At 49.9% G+C, this 20014-nt stretch carries 22 protein-coding genes and 1 rRNA gene; 13 read left to right on the forward strand and 10 right to left on the reverse strand.

Translation table 11 applies throughout. The features are described 5' to 3' along the window. Positions 1-83 precede the first annotated feature (83 nt). Genes IEW70_RS15625 through IEW70_RS15635 form a run of 3 tightly spaced genes read left to right on the forward strand, consistent with a single transcriptional unit; the run spans position 84 to position 2669 of the window. Entirely contained in the window at positions 84-1091 is a 1008-nt protein-coding gene (locus tag IEW70_RS15625) for an ABC transporter ATP-binding protein (RefSeq protein WP_188648851.1), read from the forward strand. Beyond that, positions 1084-1878 carry an ABC transporter permease gene (locus IEW70_RS15630; protein ID WP_188648852.1) on the forward strand — a complete coding sequence of 265 codons (795 nt, stop codon included), beginning with the start codon at positions 1084-1086 and terminating at the stop codon, positions 1876-1878. Before IEW70_RS15625 ends, IEW70_RS15630 begins: the two co-directional genes overlap by 8 nt. A 5-nt stretch (positions 1879-1883) precedes the next feature. Further along, positions 1884-2669: an ABC transporter permease gene (locus IEW70_RS15635; protein WP_188648853.1), complete on the forward strand. Its 786-nt coding sequence runs from the start codon at positions 1884-1886 to the stop codon at positions 2667-2669. Positions 2670-3013: 344 nt separating this feature from the next. Here IEW70_RS15635 and gerPC read toward each other — a convergent pair whose 3' ends face one another. After that, complete coding sequence (gerPC, locus tag IEW70_RS15640; RefSeq protein WP_188648854.1) at positions 3014-3421, reverse strand: spore germination protein GerPC; 408 nt, start codon at positions 3419-3421, stop codon at positions 3014-3016. A 150-nt stretch (positions 3422-3571) separates the two neighbouring features. On the opposite strand from gerPC, the gene IEW70_RS15645 reads away from it, so the two are divergent. The 8 genes from IEW70_RS15645 (at position 3572) to perR (ending at position 10047) form a co-directional block, all read left to right on the forward strand. Continuing rightward, on the forward strand, positions 3572-3988 hold the full coding sequence (locus IEW70_RS15645; RefSeq protein WP_188648855.1) for an Hsp20/alpha crystallin family protein: 417 nt from the start codon (positions 3572-3574) through the stop codon (positions 3986-3988). 61 nt (positions 3989-4049) lie between these two features. After that, positions 4050-4253 (forward strand): spore germination protein, encoded by a 204-nt coding sequence (locus tag IEW70_RS15650; protein WP_188648856.1) that lies wholly within the window; start codon positions 4050-4052, stop codon positions 4251-4253. Positions 4254-4790: 537 nt separating this feature from the next. After that, the gene (locus IEW70_RS15655; RefSeq protein ID WP_188648857.1) at positions 4791-5483 is read left to right on the forward strand and encodes a response regulator transcription factor; all 693 of its coding nucleotides are present in this window, start codon (positions 4791-4793) and stop codon (positions 5481-5483) included. Beyond that, positions 5473-6828, forward strand: a complete 1356-nt coding sequence (locus IEW70_RS15660; protein WP_188648858.1) for a sensor histidine kinase — start codon at positions 5473-5475, stop codon at positions 6826-6828. Before IEW70_RS15655 ends, IEW70_RS15660 begins: the two co-directional genes overlap by 11 nt. A 355-nt stretch (positions 6829-7183) precedes the next feature. Then, complete coding sequence (gene bcp, locus IEW70_RS15665) at positions 7184-7651, forward strand: thioredoxin-dependent thiol peroxidase (RefSeq protein WP_229752032.1); 468 nt, start codon at positions 7184-7186, stop codon at positions 7649-7651. Between the two features lie 121 nt (positions 7652-7772). Then, entirely contained in the window at positions 7773-8552 is a 780-nt protein-coding gene (locus tag IEW70_RS15670; protein WP_188648859.1) for a class I SAM-dependent methyltransferase, read from the forward strand. 307 nt (positions 8553-8859) lie between these two features. After that, a complete protein-coding gene (gene nth, locus IEW70_RS15675; protein WP_188648860.1) occupies positions 8860-9519 on the forward strand; it encodes an endonuclease III in 660 nt (219 codons plus the stop codon). Between the two features lie 81 nt (positions 9520-9600). Further along, entirely contained in the window at positions 9601-10047 is a 447-nt protein-coding gene (perR, locus tag IEW70_RS15680) for a peroxide-responsive transcriptional repressor PerR (protein WP_188648861.1), read from the forward strand. A gap of 266 nt (positions 10048-10313) precedes the next feature. Here perR and IEW70_RS15685 read toward each other — a convergent pair whose 3' ends face one another. The 8 genes from IEW70_RS15685 to IEW70_RS15720 all read right to left on the reverse strand — a co-directional run bounded on the left by IEW70_RS15685 (position 10314) and on the right by IEW70_RS15720 (position 16596). Beyond that, entirely contained in the window at positions 10314-10832 is a 519-nt protein-coding gene (locus tag IEW70_RS15685; RefSeq protein WP_188648862.1) for a hypothetical protein, read from the reverse strand. Positions 10833-10849: 17 nt separating this feature from the next. Then, the gene (locus tag IEW70_RS15690) at positions 10850-11620 is read right to left on the reverse strand and encodes a hypothetical protein (RefSeq protein WP_188648863.1); all 771 of its coding nucleotides are present in this window, start codon (positions 11618-11620) and stop codon (positions 10850-10852) included. 13 nt (positions 11621-11633) lie between these two features. Further along, positions 11634-12155, reverse strand: coding sequence for a hypothetical protein (locus tag IEW70_RS15695; protein ID WP_188648864.1), 522 nt, complete (start codon positions 12153-12155; stop codon positions 11634-11636). Beyond that, positions 12152-12667 (reverse strand): hypothetical protein, encoded by a 516-nt coding sequence (locus IEW70_RS15700; RefSeq protein WP_188648865.1) that lies wholly within the window; start codon positions 12665-12667, stop codon positions 12152-12154. The genes IEW70_RS15695 and IEW70_RS15700 overlap by 4 nt, the downstream gene beginning before the upstream one ends. Positions 12668-12679: 12 nt before the next feature. Beyond that, on the reverse strand, positions 12680-13312 hold the full coding sequence (locus IEW70_RS15705) for a hypothetical protein (RefSeq protein WP_188648866.1): 633 nt from the start codon (positions 13310-13312) through the stop codon (positions 12680-12682). A 39-nt stretch (positions 13313-13351) separates the two neighbouring features. Then, on the reverse strand, positions 13352-15379 hold the full coding sequence (locus IEW70_RS15710; protein ID WP_188648867.1) for an AMP-dependent synthetase/ligase: 2028 nt from the start codon (positions 15377-15379) through the stop codon (positions 13352-13354). Between the two features lie 47 nt (positions 15380-15426). Beyond that, a complete protein-coding gene (locus IEW70_RS15715) occupies positions 15427-16113 on the reverse strand; it encodes a TetR/AcrR family transcriptional regulator (RefSeq protein ID WP_188648868.1) in 687 nt (228 codons plus the stop codon). Positions 16114-16260: 147 nt separating this feature from the next. Next, the gene (locus IEW70_RS15720; RefSeq protein ID WP_188648869.1) at positions 16261-16596 is read right to left on the reverse strand and encodes a DUF2614 family zinc ribbon-containing protein; all 336 of its coding nucleotides are present in this window, start codon (positions 16594-16596) and stop codon (positions 16261-16263) included. Between the two features lie 182 nt (positions 16597-16778). On the opposite strand from IEW70_RS15720, the gene IEW70_RS15725 reads away from it, so the two are divergent. Further along, positions 16779-17654 carry a nucleotidyltransferase-like protein gene (locus IEW70_RS15725; RefSeq protein ID WP_188648870.1) on the forward strand — a complete coding sequence of 292 codons (876 nt, stop codon included), beginning with the start codon at positions 16779-16781 and terminating at the stop codon, positions 17652-17654. A 179-nt stretch (positions 17655-17833) separates the two neighbouring features. On the opposite strand, the gene IEW70_RS15730 is transcribed toward IEW70_RS15725, so the two are convergent. After that, positions 17834-18787 (reverse strand): aromatic acid exporter family protein, encoded by a 954-nt coding sequence (locus IEW70_RS15730; RefSeq protein ID WP_188648871.1) that lies wholly within the window; start codon positions 18785-18787, stop codon positions 17834-17836. A gap of 869 nt (positions 18788-19656) precedes the next feature. Here IEW70_RS15730 and IEW70_RS15735 point away from each other — a divergent pair. Next, a 16S ribosomal RNA gene (locus tag IEW70_RS15735) occupies positions 19657-20014 on the forward strand; the annotation flags it as partial.

Here is a 20014-nt window from a genome sequence, read left to right on the forward strand (position 1 = left end):
TCTGGATTGGGCACTGGCATCCCGAAGGGGGTGCCTTTTTATGGACCGACGAAAGAGCGGGTAATCGGAAAGCGGGTGTAGATATGAACAGTATTGAAGCAAAAGGATTAACTAAAGAGTTTAAGGTATACCAGAGCCGTTCAGGACTTGCCGGGGCCTTCCGGGATCTATTTAATCGCCAGTACCGGACGATCCGGGCAGTGAATGGGATCGACCTGACCATTGAGCCGGGAGAAATCGTGGGATATATCGGGGAAAACGGTGCAGGCAAATCGACCACGATTAAAATGCTGACGGGCATTTTGGAGCCGACAGCCGGCCAGCTCCGCGTCAACGGTTACGATCCGCACCGGCAACGAGAGGAGTTTGTCCGTACCATCGGGGTGGTTTTCGGTCAACGCAGCCAACTGTGGTGGGATATCGCCGTGCGTGAATCCTTCCGACTTCTCAAGAAGCTGTACCGTATCCCGGATGAGACCTATCGCCGTCATATGGACCGGATCATTGAGGTGCTGGACATCGGCGCTTTATTGGATCAGCCGGTACGGAAATTGAGCTTGGGTCAGCGGATGCGGTGTGAACTGGCAGCGGCGCTTATTCATCAACCGCGGCTGTTGTTTTTGGATGAACCGACGATTGGTTTGGATGTACTGGTAAAGGAAAATATTCGCCGTTTCCTGCGGCAGATCAATGAAGAATACGGGACGACGGTATTGTTGACCACCCACGACTTGTCCGATATCGAGGCGTTGTGTTCCCGAGTGATCATGCTGGATCAGGGAAATATCATCTATGATGGAGGTTTGGCGGAACTGCGCGCCCAATGGGGCGGAGGCCGCAAAATCATTCTGGACTTGGCGGAACCGGCTGAACTGTCCCAGCTTACGGAAAAAACCGAGGGACTCTCTGTGATATGGGAGCGACATGGGGAGACTCGGTTCTTGATCCGGTTGGAGAACGGCAAAACGAGCGTGTCGGAGGTACTTTCCAGGCTGGTTTCCGCGGTGGCCGTCCGGGATATTCAGATCGAAGAAGCCACCACGGAAGAAATCGTGCGCAAAATCTATCAGGAGGGGATGGCGGATGCTTAATACTTACCTGGAACTGATCCGCATCCGCTTTCTGATGATGCTGGCCTACCGGGTCAATTACTACAGCGGGATTATTATCTACAGCTTAAATATCGGTGTATATTATTTCCTCTGGATGGCCATTTACGGCGATGCCGGCTCGATCCGGGACATGACTGCGGTGCAGATGGCGACGTATATCGCGGTGGCCTGGATGTCCCGCGCCTTCTATTTCAATAATCTCGACCGAGAAATCGCTCGGGAGATTCGGGACGGCACGGTAGCGGTGCAATTGATTCGACCCTACCACTATCTAGGGGTCAAAATGGCCCAAGGCTTTGGAGAAGGGCTGTTCCGCCTCCTGCTGTTTAGTGTTCCCGGCATGGCCGTGGTTTCCCTGGTCTTTCCCATCGAATTGCCGGGAATCGGCGAACGCTGGCTGTGGTTTGTGGTCAGCCTGCTGATCGGGTTTGTGATCAACTCGCAAATCAATATGTTCACAGGGTTGATGGCTTTCTACATTATGAACAACGAAGGGCTGATCCGTGCCAAAAGAGTGATCGTGGATCTGTTGTCGGGCTTGATTCTGCCGATCAGTTTTTATCCCGAATGGGCACAGCGCATTCTTACCTATCTGCCATTCCAGGCGATCAGTTATCAGCCCAGTACGATTTTGGCCAAAGGGATGGCGAGGGGAGAGATTGCTCACGTACTGTTGACACAATGGATTTGGGCGGTCGTGTTGTGGATACCGATCCAATTGCTGTGGATCCATGCTCGACGCCGGCTGATCGTGCAAGGGGGGTGACGGCCATGTTTTACACGCGATTGATCCTGGGCTATTTTATGCAGTATTTGAAAACGCGCCTGGAATACCGGGGAGACTTTCTCGTACAGCTGGTGACGGATCTCTTGTTTCAAGGGGTTAACCTGGTGTTTATTTTGGTGGTCTTTTCCCATACGACGGATCTGCAGGGCTGGACAAGGGAAGAAGTGATTTTTATCTACGGATACTTCCTGGTCCCCTTCGCCGTGTTTGCGGCCTTCTTCAACCTGTGGGATTTCAACGAACGGTATATCATCCGGGGAGAAATGGACCGCGTATTGACCCGTCCTGCCCACAGCCTGTTGCAGGTGATTCTGGAGACGATGGCTCCCGAATCATTGATTGGTGCCGTGACCGGGTTGGCGGTGATGGGCTGGGCAGCTATGCGGATGGATGTGGATTGGTCCTGGTATGATCCGTTGCTTTTCCTGGTTTTTGTCATCGGAGGCGCAGCGGTTTATGGAGGAATCTATATCACATTGACCAGTATCAGTCTCTTTTCGGATTCGAAAACGGATATCCAGCCGATCATGTATAACGTGGGAAACTATGGAAGGTACCCCATCAACATCTATAGCAAAGTCATCCAGTTTGTGCTGACTTGGGTGCTGCCCTTTGCTTTTGTGGGCTTCTATCCCGCCAGCTTCCTTCTGGATGATGATCGCTGGTCCATCCTGGCGATGGTTACTCCCCTGGTGGGCGTCGTATACATGGGGATTGGAATCACCGTTTGGAACTGGGGAATTCGAAACTATCGCGGGGCCGGCAACTGAGCCCGTCTTCGGAAAGAAAAAAAGCCGTCTCTTACGTCTGAACCTGCTGACAAAGTCCATCTTCGGGCACATCTCTTAGGGAGCGACCTTTGAACGACATACCCGGCGACAAGAGAGGAAACGAGACCAAAAAGCGGCACATAGCACGACCTGATAGATTGCGACCAAGGCTTAACTTCTTTATGAGTGCATCCCGCATGTGCCGCGTCTCGTTGAATCGCTTGGAGCGGACAGTATGGACTTCCATCGGAGAGAGTCGAAGCTATCATATGTTATCCAGTTTCGTCGTCTCATGAAGATGGCTTTTTTTTATGAAAAAATTCCTTCCCATCAAGAGAAGGAAGTCAAGTATCCGGCTGAGAAGAAGGACCCTCCTCGTTTTCCGAGTCAGCGCTTTGAGAACTCTCCTGCTGAATGGGAATCGAGGAAGTGGGAGGCGGTTCAGACGGAGGGGATGTTTCAGCGGATGAGGGACCGGCTCCCCATTCCCCCAGGTCGAAGCTGTTTTTTCCTTCTTGCTGTAACCGCTCTACCATGCGGGCCACGCTTTGCTCATCCCCGTTGGCGGTCAGCCCGACGTTGAGCGTCCCGCTTAAGGTATCCACATGAAGTTCTTGTATTTTGTATTCAATCCGTTCGATATGAACCGGTTCGATCGAGGCTACTTTCTTCCGCAAATCCTCATTCTCTTTTTTTAATTGGTCCAATTCCTGTTGCATTTGGTTGATCCGGTCCCATAAATAAGCGAACAACGGGCTCACCTCCGGCGTTTTCCGGGGTATCACTTTAGTATATGGGTCGAGCTGCCGGGTTCATGCCTTTTCCTTTGCAGTGACCATGTGCGCCCATGATGAATACACTGGGGGAAAATTGAAAATGGGCTCCGAAAGGGGCGATGATGGATGAATCAGGATAAAAATTTTGAGAAATGGAGCAAATTGGCTCGAAAGTTTTTGGGCGACGACTTTTGGGGAGATATGATGGAAGCCGTCCCAACTGCCGGACCGAAAGCGGATGTATATCATGGACAGCAGGAAGTGGTCGTGCTGATTGACTTGCCGGGAATTGAGAACGTAAAAGACGTGGATGTGCGGATCGATGGGGATACTTTATGGGTGAAGGGGGAAAGACCGAACCGTTATGCTCACTACAATGCCAAGGTGACAGAACGAAATACCGGGGCTTTCGAACGAAAGATTCATCTAGGTGCTTTGGTATCGAAAAAGCAAAGTAGCGCTAGTTATCGAAAAGGCGTCTTGGAAATTCGGCTACGTATCATCAAACCCAACGACGATCACATTCAAGTAAGTGATATCTGATGGGCACGCTGTCTAGAACAAACACATAGGATGTGGTAGACCTTCGCAGGGAGGAAGAGTGATGGCAACCGTCAACAACATCTTCAACTTAAAAATACACAGCATTTCCAGCGCAGGGTCTGTCAACTTCGGAAATACCATCAACATCGGTGCCGAGAGCAATGCGAAATCCTTGGGTGGATCCTCTCCCATTGGGGATTTTGCCCGCAATATTGATTTCGAACGGAATCTCAATATTGACCCCGATATCATTGATCAAGTGTAGGAGGCGGGTTTGGTGGATGTGTGCATTAAAACTCATTCATTGCGCGTAAACACGGTGACGAATTCGGGGTCAGTCAATATCGGAAGCACCCTCAATATTCGCTTGATTTCCCAATACTCGCAACAAGAACCGCGACAAGAGCCGCAAAAACCCCCTCAGGATAAATTGCAGCCACCTCCTGGAAGCCCGCCGTCACAGCCTGTTCCCGCGCCCCAGGAGTCGAGCACGCCCTCCACATCGTTAGAAAAAACGGACCCCGTTTCTTCCGTTGCTTTCGGGTCTCCTTTGTCGGAGAGGGTGACTTCCGGACGCCTGTTGATTCCTCGCCCTGTTCATCTGCCGCCTCCGCCTCTGCCTCTTCGTATCCCGCTGACAACGTGCTAAAGATTCCAAAGTCCGCCTCCCCGTATTCACAGCAGATTTTCTTGCCTAATTCCTACATATACATGATCCATCGCTGCCGCAAGCTGCGGTCAGTGCCGCTATCCAAATCAGTTATAATAAAAGCAGCAATCATGAGTCGGGGCGGGGATATTAGTGACAATCAACGTACTGATCGTGGAAGATGAGGTTAACCTCGCACGTTTTTTGCAATTGGAGTTTGAACATGAGGAATATCGGGTAACGGTAGCCCATGAGGGACGCAAGGGACTGGATCTGGCTCTGCAAGGGGCGTGGGATGTCATTATTTTGGACATCATGCTGCCGGATATCAGCGGGCTGGAAGTTTGCCGCCGCATTCGAGCAGAAAGCCAGGTGCCGATTATTATGCTGACAGCCCGGGATACGGTTCCGGATCGAGTGGGCGGTTTGGATGCGGGAGCGGATGATTATCTGGTCAAACCTTTTGCGATTGAAGAATTATTTGCCCGGATTCGCGCCCTGATGCGGCGTCGACGGGAAGAGTCTTCTCCAGAGGATATCGTTACCGTCCGGTCTTGTACATTGTACGCTGAACAACGCCGATTGGTCTGCAATGATCAGGAGGTCAAACTGACGGCAAGGGAGTTTGACCTCCTCAGCTACTTAATGCATAACCGGGATCGGGTCCTGAATCGTCAAACCATCTTGGAAAAGGTTTGGGGATTTGACTATACCGGCGATACCAATGTGGTAGACGTGTATATCCGTTATTTGCGCCACAAACTGTCAGAGGCGGGCGTACAAGACTTGATTGAAACAGTCAGGGGCGTCGGATATGTGATCCGGCAGAATACGCATGCCGATTAAATGGCGGTTGGTTCTCTTGTCTGTGAGCATGTTGTTGGCGATCTTGGCCTTGTTTCATGTATTTGTTTATAAACTATCTGAAGGGATGATCCTGAAAACGGAACAAGGTGTACTTCGGAACAAACTGGATATACTGGCACAGATTGCGGGAGCTGATTCAAAAGAAACCCAGTCGGCCCGCACCTGGCTGCCGGCTTTTGCAGAAGCAGGACAAGCTATCCGATTGGTAAAAAACGGCCGGGTGGAGGCACAGATTAATAAAGGAATCCATTCGTCTCTTTTTTTGCCTACGAGGCAACCTTCGGCAACGGTGAGCCGGGTGGTGAAGCACCAGGGAAAGCGTTTTTCGGTACTGGCTGTGCCTATCCATACCGACAAGGGCACGCGGATAGAACTATATACAGATTTTACCTCGGTTCAGCGGTATTTGGACACCTTGCTCACGGCGTTGATGATCGGTTCCTCCATCCTGCTGCTGGTGGTTTCGGCTGGCGGATACCTCATGTCTGCGATCGCTCTCAACCCTGTCAGGCGAATCTCTCAGACAGTAAAAAAGCTGGATCCTTCCCACCTGGACAGTCGGTTGATCGTACCTGATACCCGGGATGAGATTGCCGAGATGTCCCGCACCTTTAATCAGCTGTTGGATCGTATTTATGAATCCGTGGAGCGACAGCGGCAATTTGTGGCGGATGCCTCCCATGAACTTCGAACGCCCGTGTCGGTTATTCGCGGATATACTAATCTGCTTCGGCGATGGGGGAAGGAAGATCCCCAGGTGATAAAGGAAGCGCTTGAGGCGATCGATCAAGAAGCAGCCCGAATGGAGCGAATGACGGCACACCTTTTGATGTTGGCCCGGTTTGAGGACCTGGGTACCATCAGAGGAAGTGAGTGGGTGGAACTAAATGAAGTTTGCGGCCAGCGGGTCCGGCATTGGCGCAATCTGCTATCGGACCGTCGCTTGATCTTTACGCCTTTCTCCCAGCCGCTACAGATCCCTGTGGCTCGCTCCGATTTGGAGAAGTTGTTGGACATTTTGCTGGACAACGCGGGAAAATACTCCCGGCGGAACAGTACCATCACCGTTACCGTTACTTCCGTGATGGGAGAAGCCAAGCTGGTGGTAGAAGATACGGGTGAAGGCATTCCCAGGGAAGCCATTCCTCACGTGTTTGAGCGCTTTTATCGTGCAAGCCAGGCACGGGTCAAAGAGAAGTCGGGTTCGGGTTTGGGGCTGGCGATCGCCCGTCAAATCGTGGAGGCGTACGGTGGCCGGATCACGTTGGACAGCCGTGAAGGGGAGTGGACACGGGTGGAAGTTATTCTGCCCATTTCTCATTAAATTCTAATCTGGTTTTTAAGTTGTTCTCACTTCGGATTAGTACAATGAGGCTAACCAAAGGAGGCAACGTATATGAAATTTGCAGTAGAGTTATTCGCTTTTTTGTTGGTGGTCCCGGTTTGGGGAGTAAAAGCGTTCTATTCGCTGCAAAGCCTCTATAATCTCTTCCGAGACACTTTGTAAGGCGAAGTTGTCACCCCCATGACGAATGCTGTTTGATCATCATGCGCGACGAGATGAGAAAGGGATATAACCGCCACCGGCGGGCCGGGGAGGATCCTCCGGCTTTTTTTGTTTTGGAATGGGTTCATGATAAAATAAGGGAAAAGCGAAACAGCTCTTGGAGGTGGAAGTCTTGTTGAAAGAGGGAGATTTGGCACCGGACTTTACCCTTCCCGCCAGCAATGGAGAAGAGGTTTCCCTGTCCGATTTCCGCGGGAAAAATGTGGTTTTGTATTTTTATCCCAAGGACAATACCCCCGGATGCACGGCAGAATCCTGTGATTTTCGAGACCGGGAAGAGGAGTTCAAAAACCTGGACACCGTTATTATCGGAGTCAGCCTGGACGATCTGAAATCCCATGAAAAATTTATTCAGAAATATAACTTGCCGTTTCTGCTGTTGAGCGACACAGAAGCAGAAGTATCAAAGAAGTACGGTGTCTACAAGGAAAAGAACATGTTCGGCAAAAAGAAATGGGGGATCGAGCGGTCAACGTTCCTCATCGACAAAGAAGGCAAATTGGCCAAGATTTATCGCAAAGTAAAAGTGGACGGGCATGTAGATGACGCCCTGCAGTATGTGAAGGAGCACCTGGCCTGAAAAGACGGGATCTGTGACATCGGAGTGGAAGTACGGGCAGAAGCGCTTGTTGCGGAAGGGAAGGTTGGTTATTAAGCTGGAGGCGGTTATTGGACCGCCTTCTTTTTATGGAGGGGATAAGATGTCGGTAAACAGCATGTATCAGTGGCCGGATTATTATGATTGGACCTCTGATGGAGTAGAAGGAGATGTGGAATATTATACGGAACTGGCCGTCAAGAGCGGAGGCCCGGTACTGGAGCTGGGCTGCGGGACCGGACGATGCAGTCTGGCCATTGCCCGGCAAGGGATTTCTGTGGTCGGGATGGACAATGAACCCGCCATGTTGGCCCGGGCGCAAGCCAAGTCTGAAGCCCTTGGACTGAGAGATCTATGTCATTGGGTGGAAGGTGATATGAGCCGCTTGGATCTGGGGGAGCGGTTCCCGTTGATTATCATCCCGTACCGCTCTTTTTTGCACCTCTTAACCGTGAAAGAGCAGGTGTCTCTTTTAAATGCCGTACGGCGGCATTTGCCGGATGACGGGATGTTTGCATTCAATGTGTTTGTTCCCCATATCAGCGAAATGCACGACATCGATGATCGGGTGGTACATAGAGGAACGTTCCCGATCCCGGGAGATCAGGGATGTATTGAGGTGTTTGATCACACCCGCTTTCGCCATTTTTTGCAACAGGCGGATATTACGCGTTATTACGAGCGGTTTGACGGCAAAGGGGCTTCGGTGGAACGTCTCCGGACAGCCTTCCGTATTCGGTATGTATTTCCAGTGGAACTGAACCATTTATTGAGGCTGACGGGTTTTGAAATCGTCAACCGTTATGGAAACTTCGGTAAGGAACCCTTCCACGAGCACAGTACCGAACTGATCATCGAGGCGAAAAAAGCAGCCGGCCATTGAGAAAAAGGTGTTCACCTATGTGTCCCTCATTAGAATCGGGGCATTCTATGGGAAAGAGGTGAAAACGATGCCGTATTTCTGGATGGCTCTCCTGGTTTCCTTGCTGGTGGGAATGAGTGTCCGATTACAAACAGCTGTAGGGAAAGGTGTAAGAACGGAGGAGGACAGAACGCTGCGGTTCCGCAGTCGGCATAAAAGAGAGACGATGAGAAGAAATCGGGGGCGTATGGGCAGGTGAACCGCTTTTTCGTTACAATAAGGAAAGGCCGATGACGGTACGGACAGAAGCCAAAGGAGGGACCTTTCCTTGAAAGCGAAACCGAAGCGGATACCCACACGTAAAATCTTATCCATTCTTGGAGAAATGTATCCGGATGCCCATTGCGAACTGAACTTTCACAATCCCTTTGAGTTGTTGATTGCGACGATTTTATCGGCTCAATCAACCGATCGTCAAGTCAACAAAGTAACCGAAGAACTCTTTAAAAAATACCCCACTCCGGAGGCATTCCTTACACTGACTGAAGAAGAATTGGCGGAGGAAATTCGCGGATTGGGGCTGTTCCGAAATAAAAGCAAAAATATCCTGCAAACGTGCCGTATCTTGGTGGAACAATACGAAGGGAAAGTGCCTCGAGACCGCGCAGCATTGGAAGCATTGCCCGGTGTGGGGCGAAAGACTGCCAACGTGGTATTGAGCAATGCTTTCGATGTACCGGCGCTGGCGGTAGATACCCATGTCCAGCGAGTGGCCAATCGGTTGGCTCTGGCGGATAGTAAAACCCCGTTGGAGACAGAAAAACAGCTTACCCGTAGAGTGCCGAAAGCAGAATGGACGATCACTCATCATCGATTGATTTGGCATGGTCGCCGCTTGTGTACAGCACGAAATCCGAAATGCGCTCAATGCGATCTGCTGCCTTATTGCTGGTACGGCAAGAACCGCGAGGAGCCATTGACAAAATGAGGCTCAACCAAGTAGACTATTTATATATATTATTAAGAGAGAATGATTCTGGTACGGCGGAATACAGCGAGGTGGATGGCAATGGCAAACAACCGCCTGAACAAAGCAGTCGAACAGCTGAAGTCAACCGGTGTGCGCATGACCCCTCAACGTCACGCCATTTTGGAGTATCTGTTGACCTCCATGGGCCATCCTACCGCCGACGAGATTTATAAGGCATTGGAAGACAAATTTCCGAATATGAGCGTGGCAACCGTATACAATAATCTTCGCGTGTTTAAGGAAGCGGGATTGGTTCGGGAATTGACCTATGGGGATTCTTCCAGCCGTTTCGACGCTAATATGAGTGATCATTATCATGTGATCTGTCGGGAATGCGGGAAGATCGTGGATTTTGATTATCCTTCTTTGGTCGATGTAGAGAAGGAAGCGGCCAAGAAGACCGGCTTCCGTGTAGACAATCACCGGATGGAGATCTATGGTGTCTGTAGCGGTTGTCAAAAAGAAGTGACGGTATCATCTGGTTAACTAATATCACGCAAGCAAGTAAAAGCCCAGCGAAAGGTCGCTGGGCTTTTCTGGAGCCATCGCCGCAAAAGGTGCTTCGGCTTACGTAATGGCTGTTACAGTCACCAACAACAGATACAACAGCGTTACACCCGTCAGACCGGTCAACCATTTGATAATGGATCGTCCTCGAATGATCTCTCGAATCATGAGACCAGTGAAGACGATAATGGCTCCGATGGTAAAAAGGTATAACAGACTAAAAAATATTGGAAACCCCTCCTACATCACGGTAGATACCCCAGAAAGGCGAATTTGCGGTTGATTTCCGCCAGTTCCTCGATGGAAGTGCCGGTTAGATCGTACAACTTCTTCAAGGTAGAGCTCTCGGAACGGGTTTGTTGTACGACATTGGACGCCGGCTTCAACACCTTGGTGTTCTGGGTGTGCAATGTATTCAACTGGCCATGGACCAAGATCATGTTCTGATTCAGACGGTCCAGTCCGCTGACGATTTTTTGCTCGCTTAGAATCACATTGGCCAGATGCAGGTTCATATTGGACAACATCTGATTGCTGCGGTGCAGTTTTCCGTTCATAGATTCCATGGTGTCAGCAGTTTCCCGGAGAGGTTCCAGTTGTTGGTTGGTGATGACGGTCAATTCATGTGCTTTTCGGATATTCTTATGCACGCGAACCATGACCTCGTTGGTATCCTTTTGGGTGACGATCTGTTGGAAAGTCCCCCAGCCCGTCAAACCGAGTAAAGCTAAGTTGATCAGGATAATAACCGCTCGCGCCGTCATCGCATTCCCTCCTCTCCCTAGGGCAGGATGGGGATCCAATCGGACAATCCGCCGGAATCGTTATCTTCACTGTTTTTATTCCGATCAGGGGGGAGCCCATCCAAAACATCATCCACTGGTTTCTTCACTTTGTCCACAGGATTTTGGTTATCGGAATTGGAATCCCGTGGAACAACCGGCAAGTCCACACCGAATTTGTCTTCTAGGTAACGGATTGCCAGCGGAATCCGGGAAACGAAGCGGAAGTTGCGAATGGATTTATCCAACTCGGCGAGCAGGACATCCATGCGGTTGTTCAACTGGCCGGTGGTATTGTTCAACTGGCCGGTGTGATCCGCAACCTTGCCCATGTGATTGACGGTGGTGATCATCTGTCCGGTGACCTCGTCGCCTGTGGAGGCGATTTGTTTCGACAGGTCGGCTGTCTTGCCCTCCCGGCTCAAAATTTGTTTCATGAGCTCCCGGGCCACGATGTTGCCGTTCAACTGTCCGTTCAGCTCTTTATTGATGGACTCGTTGGTTTCGATCTGCTGTTTCAACAGGGTGTTCTGGCGGTCCAAACCAGCCATGGCACTTTCCGCTTTGGACACTTCGGATTCCAGCTTTCGTGTATCATCCAGCATATCCCCCGTCTGATCCACCAGATCCGAAGTAAGCCCAAAGATGTTGTAATCTGCCAGGCTGGGAAGCACCACATCATCACTCCACTTGGCCAAGGTGGGAGTAGCCGCGATAAAAAAGGCTCCCACACCAACCACCAACGCTACTTTCCATTTGTTGACATCCAACCGCTTCACCCCCTCACTTCTTTTGTGGCAGGATGCTTGTCTTGCGGTTCATTTCATTCAGATTGGCATTGATCTTTACTTGGATTGACTGCATCGATTGCAATGTTTTCACCACTTGGGCATTGGAACCCTGGATGGATTGAAGCACCTTGGCACTGGACTGCAGGGAAGCTTGGATCCCCTTCAAGTCCTGATAGGTTACACTGGTGTTTTTTCCGATGGCATCCACCCGTTGAGCGATCGACGCAACGACGGAATCCAGCTCTTTCAGTTCCCGATTCAACCCCGCCGTATTGGTTTCAATGGCTTTTACTTTCGTATTCAACTCACGGGTTTTATCCCGAAGATCCCGGATCGTGGCCAGCTGTTTGTTCATCTGCTGGGATTTTTTAGCAGATGCCTGCAGTTGTTGCTCCAGATTCTCCGTTTTATCGGCGATATCTTTTTGCAAATAAAGCTGCAGCCACGTATTGCCGGCCACGGCGGACAACAAAAGGGTGATCAGCAGGGTGGTCACTTTGATGGATTTGATCATCGGCCCAGTTCCACCCCCGGTGTCTTGTTGTTCAAACTTTCCGTAGACTTCAGGAGCTCATTCATGTGTTTCTGGTCTTCCTGGGCTGTTTTGGAGAGATTCTTCAGCATGTTGTCCAATTGGGTCATGTAGGGTGATAGTTCCTTCAATGATTGATTGAGTGTACTGATTTTATTCTTGGAATTGGATGAGTACCCGATCATGTCGTTGTTCAACCGGAGGGAGTCTGCGTTGAGATCCACCACTTGGGTTAACAGTGCCAACGTTTTGTTGGTACGGTCGATGGTTTGATCCAACCCTTTGTTAATGTTATCCACGGTGGAAACCATCTTATTGATCTCTTCATTTTTATGAATAATAGCCGCCTGTACCTGGTTCAACTTTTGGATCGATACCAGGTTGTCTTCCAACCCTGCGTGGATTTTTTTCAGGTGCTGCGTCATCGTAATACCGTTGATCAGCACACCGCTCAGGAGAAGAATACCCAAGATGGAAAAAGCTTTTCGGATCATCTTCACCCCTCCTTACGGCATGGACTGATCCGCTTTTTTGCTTTTGGCTGCGGCTGCTTGCAACTTCTTCTCCAACTGAACATTCAGATTCACTACCTGTTGCATCTTCCGTTTGGTATCCAGGGTGATGGAGCGCAGTTGGTTGACCTGATTCACCTGCGTATCGGCGGTGGCCGAAATCAAGTTCATCTTGGCATGCAGCAATTGACTCAAGTTGTTCAGGTCTGTACTCAGCCCCACCTGTTGCCCGGTAACCAATTGGATATCGCCCAGGGTCTGATTTTGCCCGCCCAATCCAGTATGAACCAGACCTAACTTTTGACTGATGTCCTTGTTCAGGAGGGCTTTGTTGTCGATGGATTCCAGGTTGACGAGGATGTCCTTGTTGGCGCTGCCCAGCTTGCTGTTGTTCTGGTTGATTTCAGCCAACATGCCATTCAAGTCCACTTCGTGATGCAGCTTTTGTGCATCCATGGACTTGAGGTTTTCACTCAGTTCCTGAGATGCCAGGTCCTGGCTGATCTCCATGGAATCCACCTTGTCAGCCAAGCTTTCCTCAGACGGGGAGGGATCGCTGACGAGCGGCAGTGATACGGTGATGCCGAACGCCACGATTGTGGCTATAATAGCGATCAATTGGCGCATGACACACACCCCCTTACAGTACGTCGGCATCCGTGGATGTTACCACAGATACTGAACGAGGATCCCGGCGATCACCCCAATGGCAATACCCGCTAACACTTTGGGGTTGAAAATGACTCTCGCGAAGATAATCGCTGAAGCGAGCGCGCTCACCCAGTTGAAAGAAGATGGATTCATGGTGGTTGCCCCCGGTTTCCTTGATTCGGAAGAGGACGTCTGTCGGGCTGCGGCGACTTCCGCCGAGCCGGTGTATTCACCGGAGTCCGGCTCTTGGGATGCCGACGGTTCCTCTTCCAAGGCTTCTTCATACATCAACGCGATTTCACGCGCATAGTTTTCTTCTATTTTTTTCAAGCGGATTTTCAAAGTCGGAGTCAGTTCCCCTTTTTCAATGGAAAACTCCTCTTCTAAAAGCGTAAACTTTTTGGGTTGTTCAAAGGAAGCAAAATCCCTCAACAAACGGCTCATTTCATCGCGGATCAGATCATGCGCCAGTTTGGAGTGTGCCAACTCCCGGCGGGTTTTGGACGACCAACCGTTAGCTCTGGCATATTGGATCAATGAATCATAATCCGGCACAATCAGCGCGGAAACATACTTCCGTTTGTTGCCGATCAAGGCTGCTTGATGAATGAACCGGCTGGTGCATAGGGTGCTTTCGACGGGCTGGGGTGCGACGTTTTTTCCGGTGGATAGGACGAAGATGCTTTTCTTACGGTCCACGATGCGAATGTAACCCTCCTGGTCCATTTGTACGATGTCCCCGGTGTGCAGCCAACCGTTTACAATGGTTTTTGCTGTTTCTTCCGGTTGATTGTAGTAGCCGATCATGACACTAGGACTTTTGACAAGCAATTCCCCGTCATCGGCCAAGTCCACTTCGGTCAAAGGAAGCGGCCTTCCCACCGTTCCAGGTTTAATGCGCAGTAACGGATTGCAGGCGACAATGGGTGAACACTCTGTCATGCCGTATCCTTCCACTACCGGCATCCCGATCTGAGCGAAGAAGCGGCTGATCTTCGCATCCAACGCTGCCCCTCCGGATACCAGAAGCCGAAGGTTTCCTCCTGTTTTTTGACGGATCGCGGAAAACACCAGTTTATCGGCCAAGAGAGACTGAAGTTGTACCCTGAAGGGAATCGGATAACCGTATCCCTGTTCGGTGTATCTGCACTTTTCCGCTCCAACCTTCAACGCCCAGAGAAAGATATGCTGCTTCAAACGGGAGCCGGAAGCTGCCTGCTCCATCACCCGGCTGTATATCTTTTCAAACAGCCGAGGGACGCTTGTAATCGCGGTGGGTTTTACCTCCAACAAATTGGCTGGCACCTGTTCCAGGCTTTCCGCATAAGCAATGGTTCCCCCAACATACATCGGCGCAAAATGGCCCGCTGTCCGCTCAAAGATATGGGACAAGGGAAGAAAAGACAGATTGGTATCCTCGTGATTGACGGGTACATAATGAAGGATCTGCTCAATGTTGGACAAGATATTGCCGTGGGAGAGCATGGCTCCCTTCGGGCGACCCGTAGTACCCGAGGTATGCACGATGGTTGCGAGATCATCCCGCTGGATGGACTCCCAACCCCAACGGTGTTTCTGTCCATTTCCCTTTTTCCCTTGCTGAACGAGTTCGTCAAAGGAGAGATAGCCTTCCGGCACATCTTCTCCATACATGGCGATGCGGGTTTTCACTCCCTCCGGCCACCGAACATTTTTGACTTTCGCGGCATTCTGCACAATGATGGCTTCTACATCGGCGTAGAACAGAATATCCGCCACTTGTTTCCCTGTCAGTGTCGGGTATACCGGAACGGAGACAGCGCCCAGACTCAGCACAGCAAAATCACTGATCAGCCACTTGGGACCGTTCTCGGCAAGAATGGCTACCTTTGAACCTCTGCCAATTCCCAGCCGGCTCAACCCATGTGCGAAGGATCGGATGTGATCCCACAATTCGCTGTAGGACATTCCGATATACGTTCCTTCTTTCCAGCGAATCGCTTCTTTGTTGGGAAAACGCATGACATTTTGATGTAGCATATCCACAAGGTTGAACGGTTTCACCTGCATCCCTCTTTTCTCATTCGGGTCCTAACCGCTTCGAATGTGTGTCAGTGTTCATTGGTGAGATTGGGATGCTTGGCTTTCTTGCTGTTTTCCTTGCGAAGACTGCGGCTCAGCATGGTTTCCAAGACTTCGGCCAAATGGTCCGGGTTTGGCGGCACTTCCACGATCAAAGATTGGATGATTACTTGCTGCACAGCTCCAACCATGGCATAAGATAACACCCAAGCGTCACTATGTTGTATACGCTGGTCATTTCGCAGTGCCTGAGAAATTTCCCTGTGAAAAATCCTTGCGAAATATTGGTGCAGTTCTTGGCGAATCTTTTCCAGTGAGGGGGCGACCCCCACTGTATCCACCATCAGCAGCTTAGTGATTTCCCGATGGAGAAAACACGTCTCGATATAGGCGCGAATGGCATAAAAGGTTCGCTTGGAAGTCGGCGGATGCGCCTGTAGGGAATGTTCCACCTTTTCAATCAGTACATCGGTCAACAGGTGAAGGATACGAATAAGCACAGCTTCTTTGTTATCGTAGTACTTGTAAAAAGTACTCTTGGAAGCGCGCGCGATCGATACGATATCTTGAACAGTTGCATCGATATAGCCCTTCTTTGTAAACGCTTCCAAAGCGGCGGCGATCAACCGTTTTTCTTGATCGCAGACCGCCTGCGACGGCAAATTATCATTTAGACTTTTCAGATAAATTTCGTACCCTTGCGACGGTTGTAACATCCTTTTCCATTGAACCCCCCTTTCGGTACAAGTACGCTGATGTACTGACATTATATATTTGTTTGACAGGAAACAGAATACGCTACCAAAAAAATATAACGAAAGTCCTAGGAAAAAACCGACTCAAAGAGATGAGTCGGTTTTTTCCTAGGAGTCCTTATTGCTGGATGCTTGTTCGGGATCCAGGGTCAGCGTTGCTTTGCAGTGCATACACTGATCGGTTTTCCCGAGAATTTTGGTTACTTTCTCACATTGAGGGCAGTTTACCTTTACGGCTTGAGTCGAGAGTACCCCTACCCAAAAATAAATGATGACGCTGGAAAAGGTGACCAGCATTCCCAGCAGAAAAAAGACCATGACACCGGATTGGCCGATCCACTTCATATACATAAGGCCGGTACCGAGAAACATGATTCCAAAGCCGAAAAAGATCAGCAGCAAGGCCAATGTCCGCGCTTTATTAATCTTGCTGGCGAATAACAAAGGTAATTTCCTCCATTCATTCAAGGCCGGGTCCGTTGTTTTCCTTAGTATAACATGCTTTTTTCGATGAAGAAATGAATGGAAAAGGCAGAGAAACAACTGCGGCAGGAATCAGATTAACCTCGTCGAAACAGTTGTGTAGGATCCATGAGCGGTGAATGTCAGTGCTGGGGGAAAACAGGATGGAGAATCAGGTAGTCCCATATTTACGAGAACGGATGAAGCGGCTGCCACAAGCGGTAGGGGCAGTACTGGTGAAAAAGAGACGAGGAGCGGATAGTGCTCCGTTTTTTTCAGTGGATATTATGTTGATCGTGTTTTTGGATGGCGAACAAACAGCAGAGGGGTCATCTTTCTATCTGTTGGATACCGTACGTGTGGAAGAGTGCAGGCTTCATATGAACGAATCTCCTGCTTGGGTGTATTCCAACAAGAGAAACCACCTGATTTCCCGGTTGTTGGAAGGGGAAATTTTGTACGATCCATACGGGCGCATTCGAGATTTGTTTCAGTTGCTTCACCGCCTTCCTTCCTCCATGCGGGACAAAATGATGTGTTCGGAATTTTCTTCGTTGTTGCGGTTTGTGGCAGAAGGAAGGGCAGAACTGCAACAGGAACAATTGCTTGATGCTTACGTGGCGTTACAGCAGGGATTGCAGCACTGGGCTAGATTGGCGGCTGTGGAATGGGGACTGTTTCCCCGACCGAAGATATGGCATCAAATTCAGGCGGTTGCTCCGGAAGTGGTAAAGCTGTACAAAGAGCTGGTGGAAGGAAGAGATTCGTTGAAACAGCGCATGCAGTTGGTGCTGTTGGCCGCGGAGTATTCCATCTTAACCAAATTGGACCGGTATTGCGCCTATTTATTGAAGTTAATTGGCGACGGTCACGGGAAATGTTCCCTTCAACAACTTACCGCGCGCCTGCAAAGGGAGCAGTTGGAGTTGGATGTTCCCCTGTTGATACAAGAGTTGGTCAAGCGTTCTTTGGTTGAGGAAGTCGTTTGTTGTACAGGGGGAGTGCAGGAATGCCAGTACCGTTTGGTTGCTAAACAATAAACGGGGAAAAGGTCGGGTCGGTCCCGGCCCGACATTGCTTGAGATTGCTTATAAAGACCATCTTCCGTGACTTTGAACGAGGGACTCAGTGACGAAAGGACGAGGGACCGAGGTAAAAAGGAATATAGAACGACCAGGAGCAAGCGCTAAGACGTGAAGTATGCCTTTGTACCTGCCGATTATCGATGGGGGACTTCTTCATATACCTGGATGTACTCCAACAGCTCGTGCAAGATTTGAAGCAAAGCGGCGCGCACTTCAAATTCTTTTCGCGTTCTGGGCAGGGGGAGCTCTTCACAGGTTTGGACAAGGTTCTTTAACTCCCGTTTCAAGGCAGGGGCATGAGCAGCGGGATTATACAACAATTGTTCGGAAGCTTTTTCCATGATTGCGGCCAGCATTTGTCCCTGGACGACCACACAATCGACGCGTGACACCAAGGCCACCATGTATTTCAAGTGGTTAAATTGCTTTTCTTTTATTTCAAAATAACGCAGTGTCAACACATCGTCGGGGGTAATGTAGTTCTCTTCATGAAACAGGGCGAGATTCCGCCCCTGTTGAATTAAGGAGTGAATCTGCAAAATTTCCGCTCCGTCCCATATATAGTCCTCGTCTTTCAAGCAACGGGCCATTTGCCGCAGCATGGACGATGATTTCTCCTCGATGCTTTTCCGTACGATGTATAATTCATCCAAACGCTTTGGCATATAACTCCAATTGATGGCTAAAGCCACCAACATGCCGCTGAGGATGAGTAAGGATTCATTCAGCAGCAGTTGAACCGAGAGATCACCGGCAGTATATAAATGAACGCAGATTACCGCGCTTAACACGATCCCCCGTGCAGTCCCCGTTCTTACCAACACAGGAATGAGAATCAGCAACATGATTCCGATGACGTAGACATGATAGCCGAGCAGCCAGAGCAAGACACTGCCGATTACCAAGGTAATCACGGTCGTAGCAGTCAGCTTTAAAAACGTATCCAACGATTCGCGGCGGGTTGTCTGAATCATCAGTACGGCTACAATGCCGGCAAAGGTGTACATATCCAATTGAAGAAGCTGCGCCAGGTAAATAGCAGCGATAACTGCAAGCACCGTCTTGGCTGTACGAAATCCGATTTTCATGAGTCCTCCATCCAACCTCGCTTCACAGCGGTACCATAAGTCCTTCTTAAAAAGAATACCCAAGGCTGCCGTCAAAGTCTATCTTTCGACAGAAAGGGACCAGAAACGAAACCGAATCCTTTTTCATCTGTATATCAAATACAGCTTTTATTATCCATTGCTTGAGATAACTGGGTGAGGAAGATATATCCATATTGCCGGCGTAGCTATGTTGGTGTTGTTGACGCGTATTCGCCCAAATGATGGTAGACCAGGAGAAAGTGACTGCTAAGACGGTGATGGAAATAATCGAAGGCAGTCATGAAGAAGATGAAGGGATATAAATGGAGCTTAAAAGGGAGAGCAGGAAATCCTAATGCCCGAAGGGAAACAACCTGCTCGCAACATCTTTGACACAAAATTCATTATGTAGATGACCATCATACCTACGCAGATATAAATAAGTATATGGATATGAAGTTGCGGAAACCCAACAAAATCGGATGGCGTATGAGAAAAAACGAGTGACCCACAGTGATCTGCAAGAGTTTCTCCGGGATGCATGAAGTGAAGCCTGGCGTTTCTTACGATTTGTTTCGGAAGCAACAAAAACACGTGCAAAACCGTTGTAAAAAGCATAGCGAAAAACCCCTGGTACAGTTTCGTTGCTGGGGGTTTTCCTTTTGAATCGACTGGATGTAAAATCCATATATTTTTTTGCAGAAAAAGTGTTGACTCGTCCATTTTACGGTGGTATAGTATTACTTGTCGCCGCGAGAGAGCGGAAGACACTGAAAGGAAGCGAACAACGCTTCACACAAGCGTTCCTTGAAAACTGAAGAGCGGTCAGAACGTGACCCGTTAATTCATTTGAGCGAAGCTCAAACTCTTTATCGGAGAGTTTGATCCTGGCTCAGGACGAACGCTGGCGGCGTGCCTAATACATGCAAGTCGAGCGGAGGAAGCCGACAGATCCCTTCGGGGTGACGTTGGTGGAATCAGCGGCGGACGGGTGAGTAACACGTGGGCAACCTGCCTGTAAGACCGGGATAACTCCGGGAAACCGGAGCTAATACCGGATAGGACATTCCGTTGCATGGCGGGATGTGGAAAGGCGGCGTAAGCTGTCACTTACGGATGGGCCCGCGGCGCATTAGCTAGTTGGTGAGGTAACGGCTCACCAAGGCGACGATGCGTAGCCGACCTGAGAGGGTGACCGGCCACACTGGGACTGAGACACGGCCCAGA

Origin of the sequence: Marinithermofilum abyssi (assembly GCF_014641195.1) — a bacterium.
Taxonomy (GTDB): Bacteria; Bacillota; Bacilli; order Thermoactinomycetales; family DSM-45169; genus Marinithermofilum; species Marinithermofilum abyssi.

Coding starts and splice junctions, on each gene's coding strand:
- IEW70_RS15725 (WP_188648870.1), top strand. CDS start 16,779: ATGGAGAATCAGGTAGTCCCATATTTACGAGAACGGATGAAGCGGCTG.
- IEW70_RS15730 (WP_188648871.1), bottom strand. CDS start 18,787: ATGAAAATCGGATTTCGTACAGCCAAGACGGTGCTTGCAGTTATCGCT.
- IEW70_RS15635 (WP_188648853.1), top strand. CDS start 1,884: ATGTTTTACACGCGATTGATCCTGGGCTATTTTATGCAGTATTTGAAA.
- IEW70_RS15715 (WP_188648868.1), bottom strand. CDS start 16,113: ATGTTACAACCGTCGCAAGGGTACGAAATTTATCTGAAAAGTCTAAAT.
- IEW70_RS15685 (WP_188648862.1), bottom strand. CDS start 10,832: ATGACGGCGCGAGCGGTTATTATCCTGATCAACTTAGCTTTACTCGGT.
- IEW70_RS15705 (WP_188648866.1), bottom strand. CDS start 13,312: ATGCGCCAATTGATCGCTATTATAGCCACAATCGTGGCGTTCGGCATC.
- IEW70_RS15660 (WP_188648858.1), top strand. CDS start 5,473: ATGCCGATTAAATGGCGGTTGGTTCTCTTGTCTGTGAGCATGTTGTTG.
- IEW70_RS15695 (WP_188648864.1), bottom strand. CDS start 12,155: ATGATCAAATCCATCAAAGTGACCACCCTGCTGATCACCCTTTTGTTG.
- IEW70_RS15670 (WP_188648859.1), top strand. CDS start 7,773: ATGTCGGTAAACAGCATGTATCAGTGGCCGGATTATTATGATTGGACC.
- perR (WP_188648861.1), top strand. CDS start 9,601: ATGGCAAACAACCGCCTGAACAAAGCAGTCGAACAGCTGAAGTCAACC.
- IEW70_RS15645 (WP_188648855.1), top strand. CDS start 3,572: ATGAATCAGGATAAAAATTTTGAGAAATGGAGCAAATTGGCTCGAAAG.
- IEW70_RS15630 (WP_188648852.1), top strand. CDS start 1,084: ATGCTTAATACTTACCTGGAACTGATCCGCATCCGCTTTCTGATGATG.
- IEW70_RS15700 (WP_188648865.1), bottom strand. CDS start 12,667: ATGATCCGAAAAGCTTTTTCCATCTTGGGTATTCTTCTCCTGAGCGGT.
- IEW70_RS15625 (WP_188648851.1), top strand. CDS start 84: ATGAACAGTATTGAAGCAAAAGGATTAACTAAAGAGTTTAAGGTATAC.
- IEW70_RS15650 (WP_188648856.1), top strand. CDS start 4,050: ATGGCAACCGTCAACAACATCTTCAACTTAAAAATACACAGCATTTCC.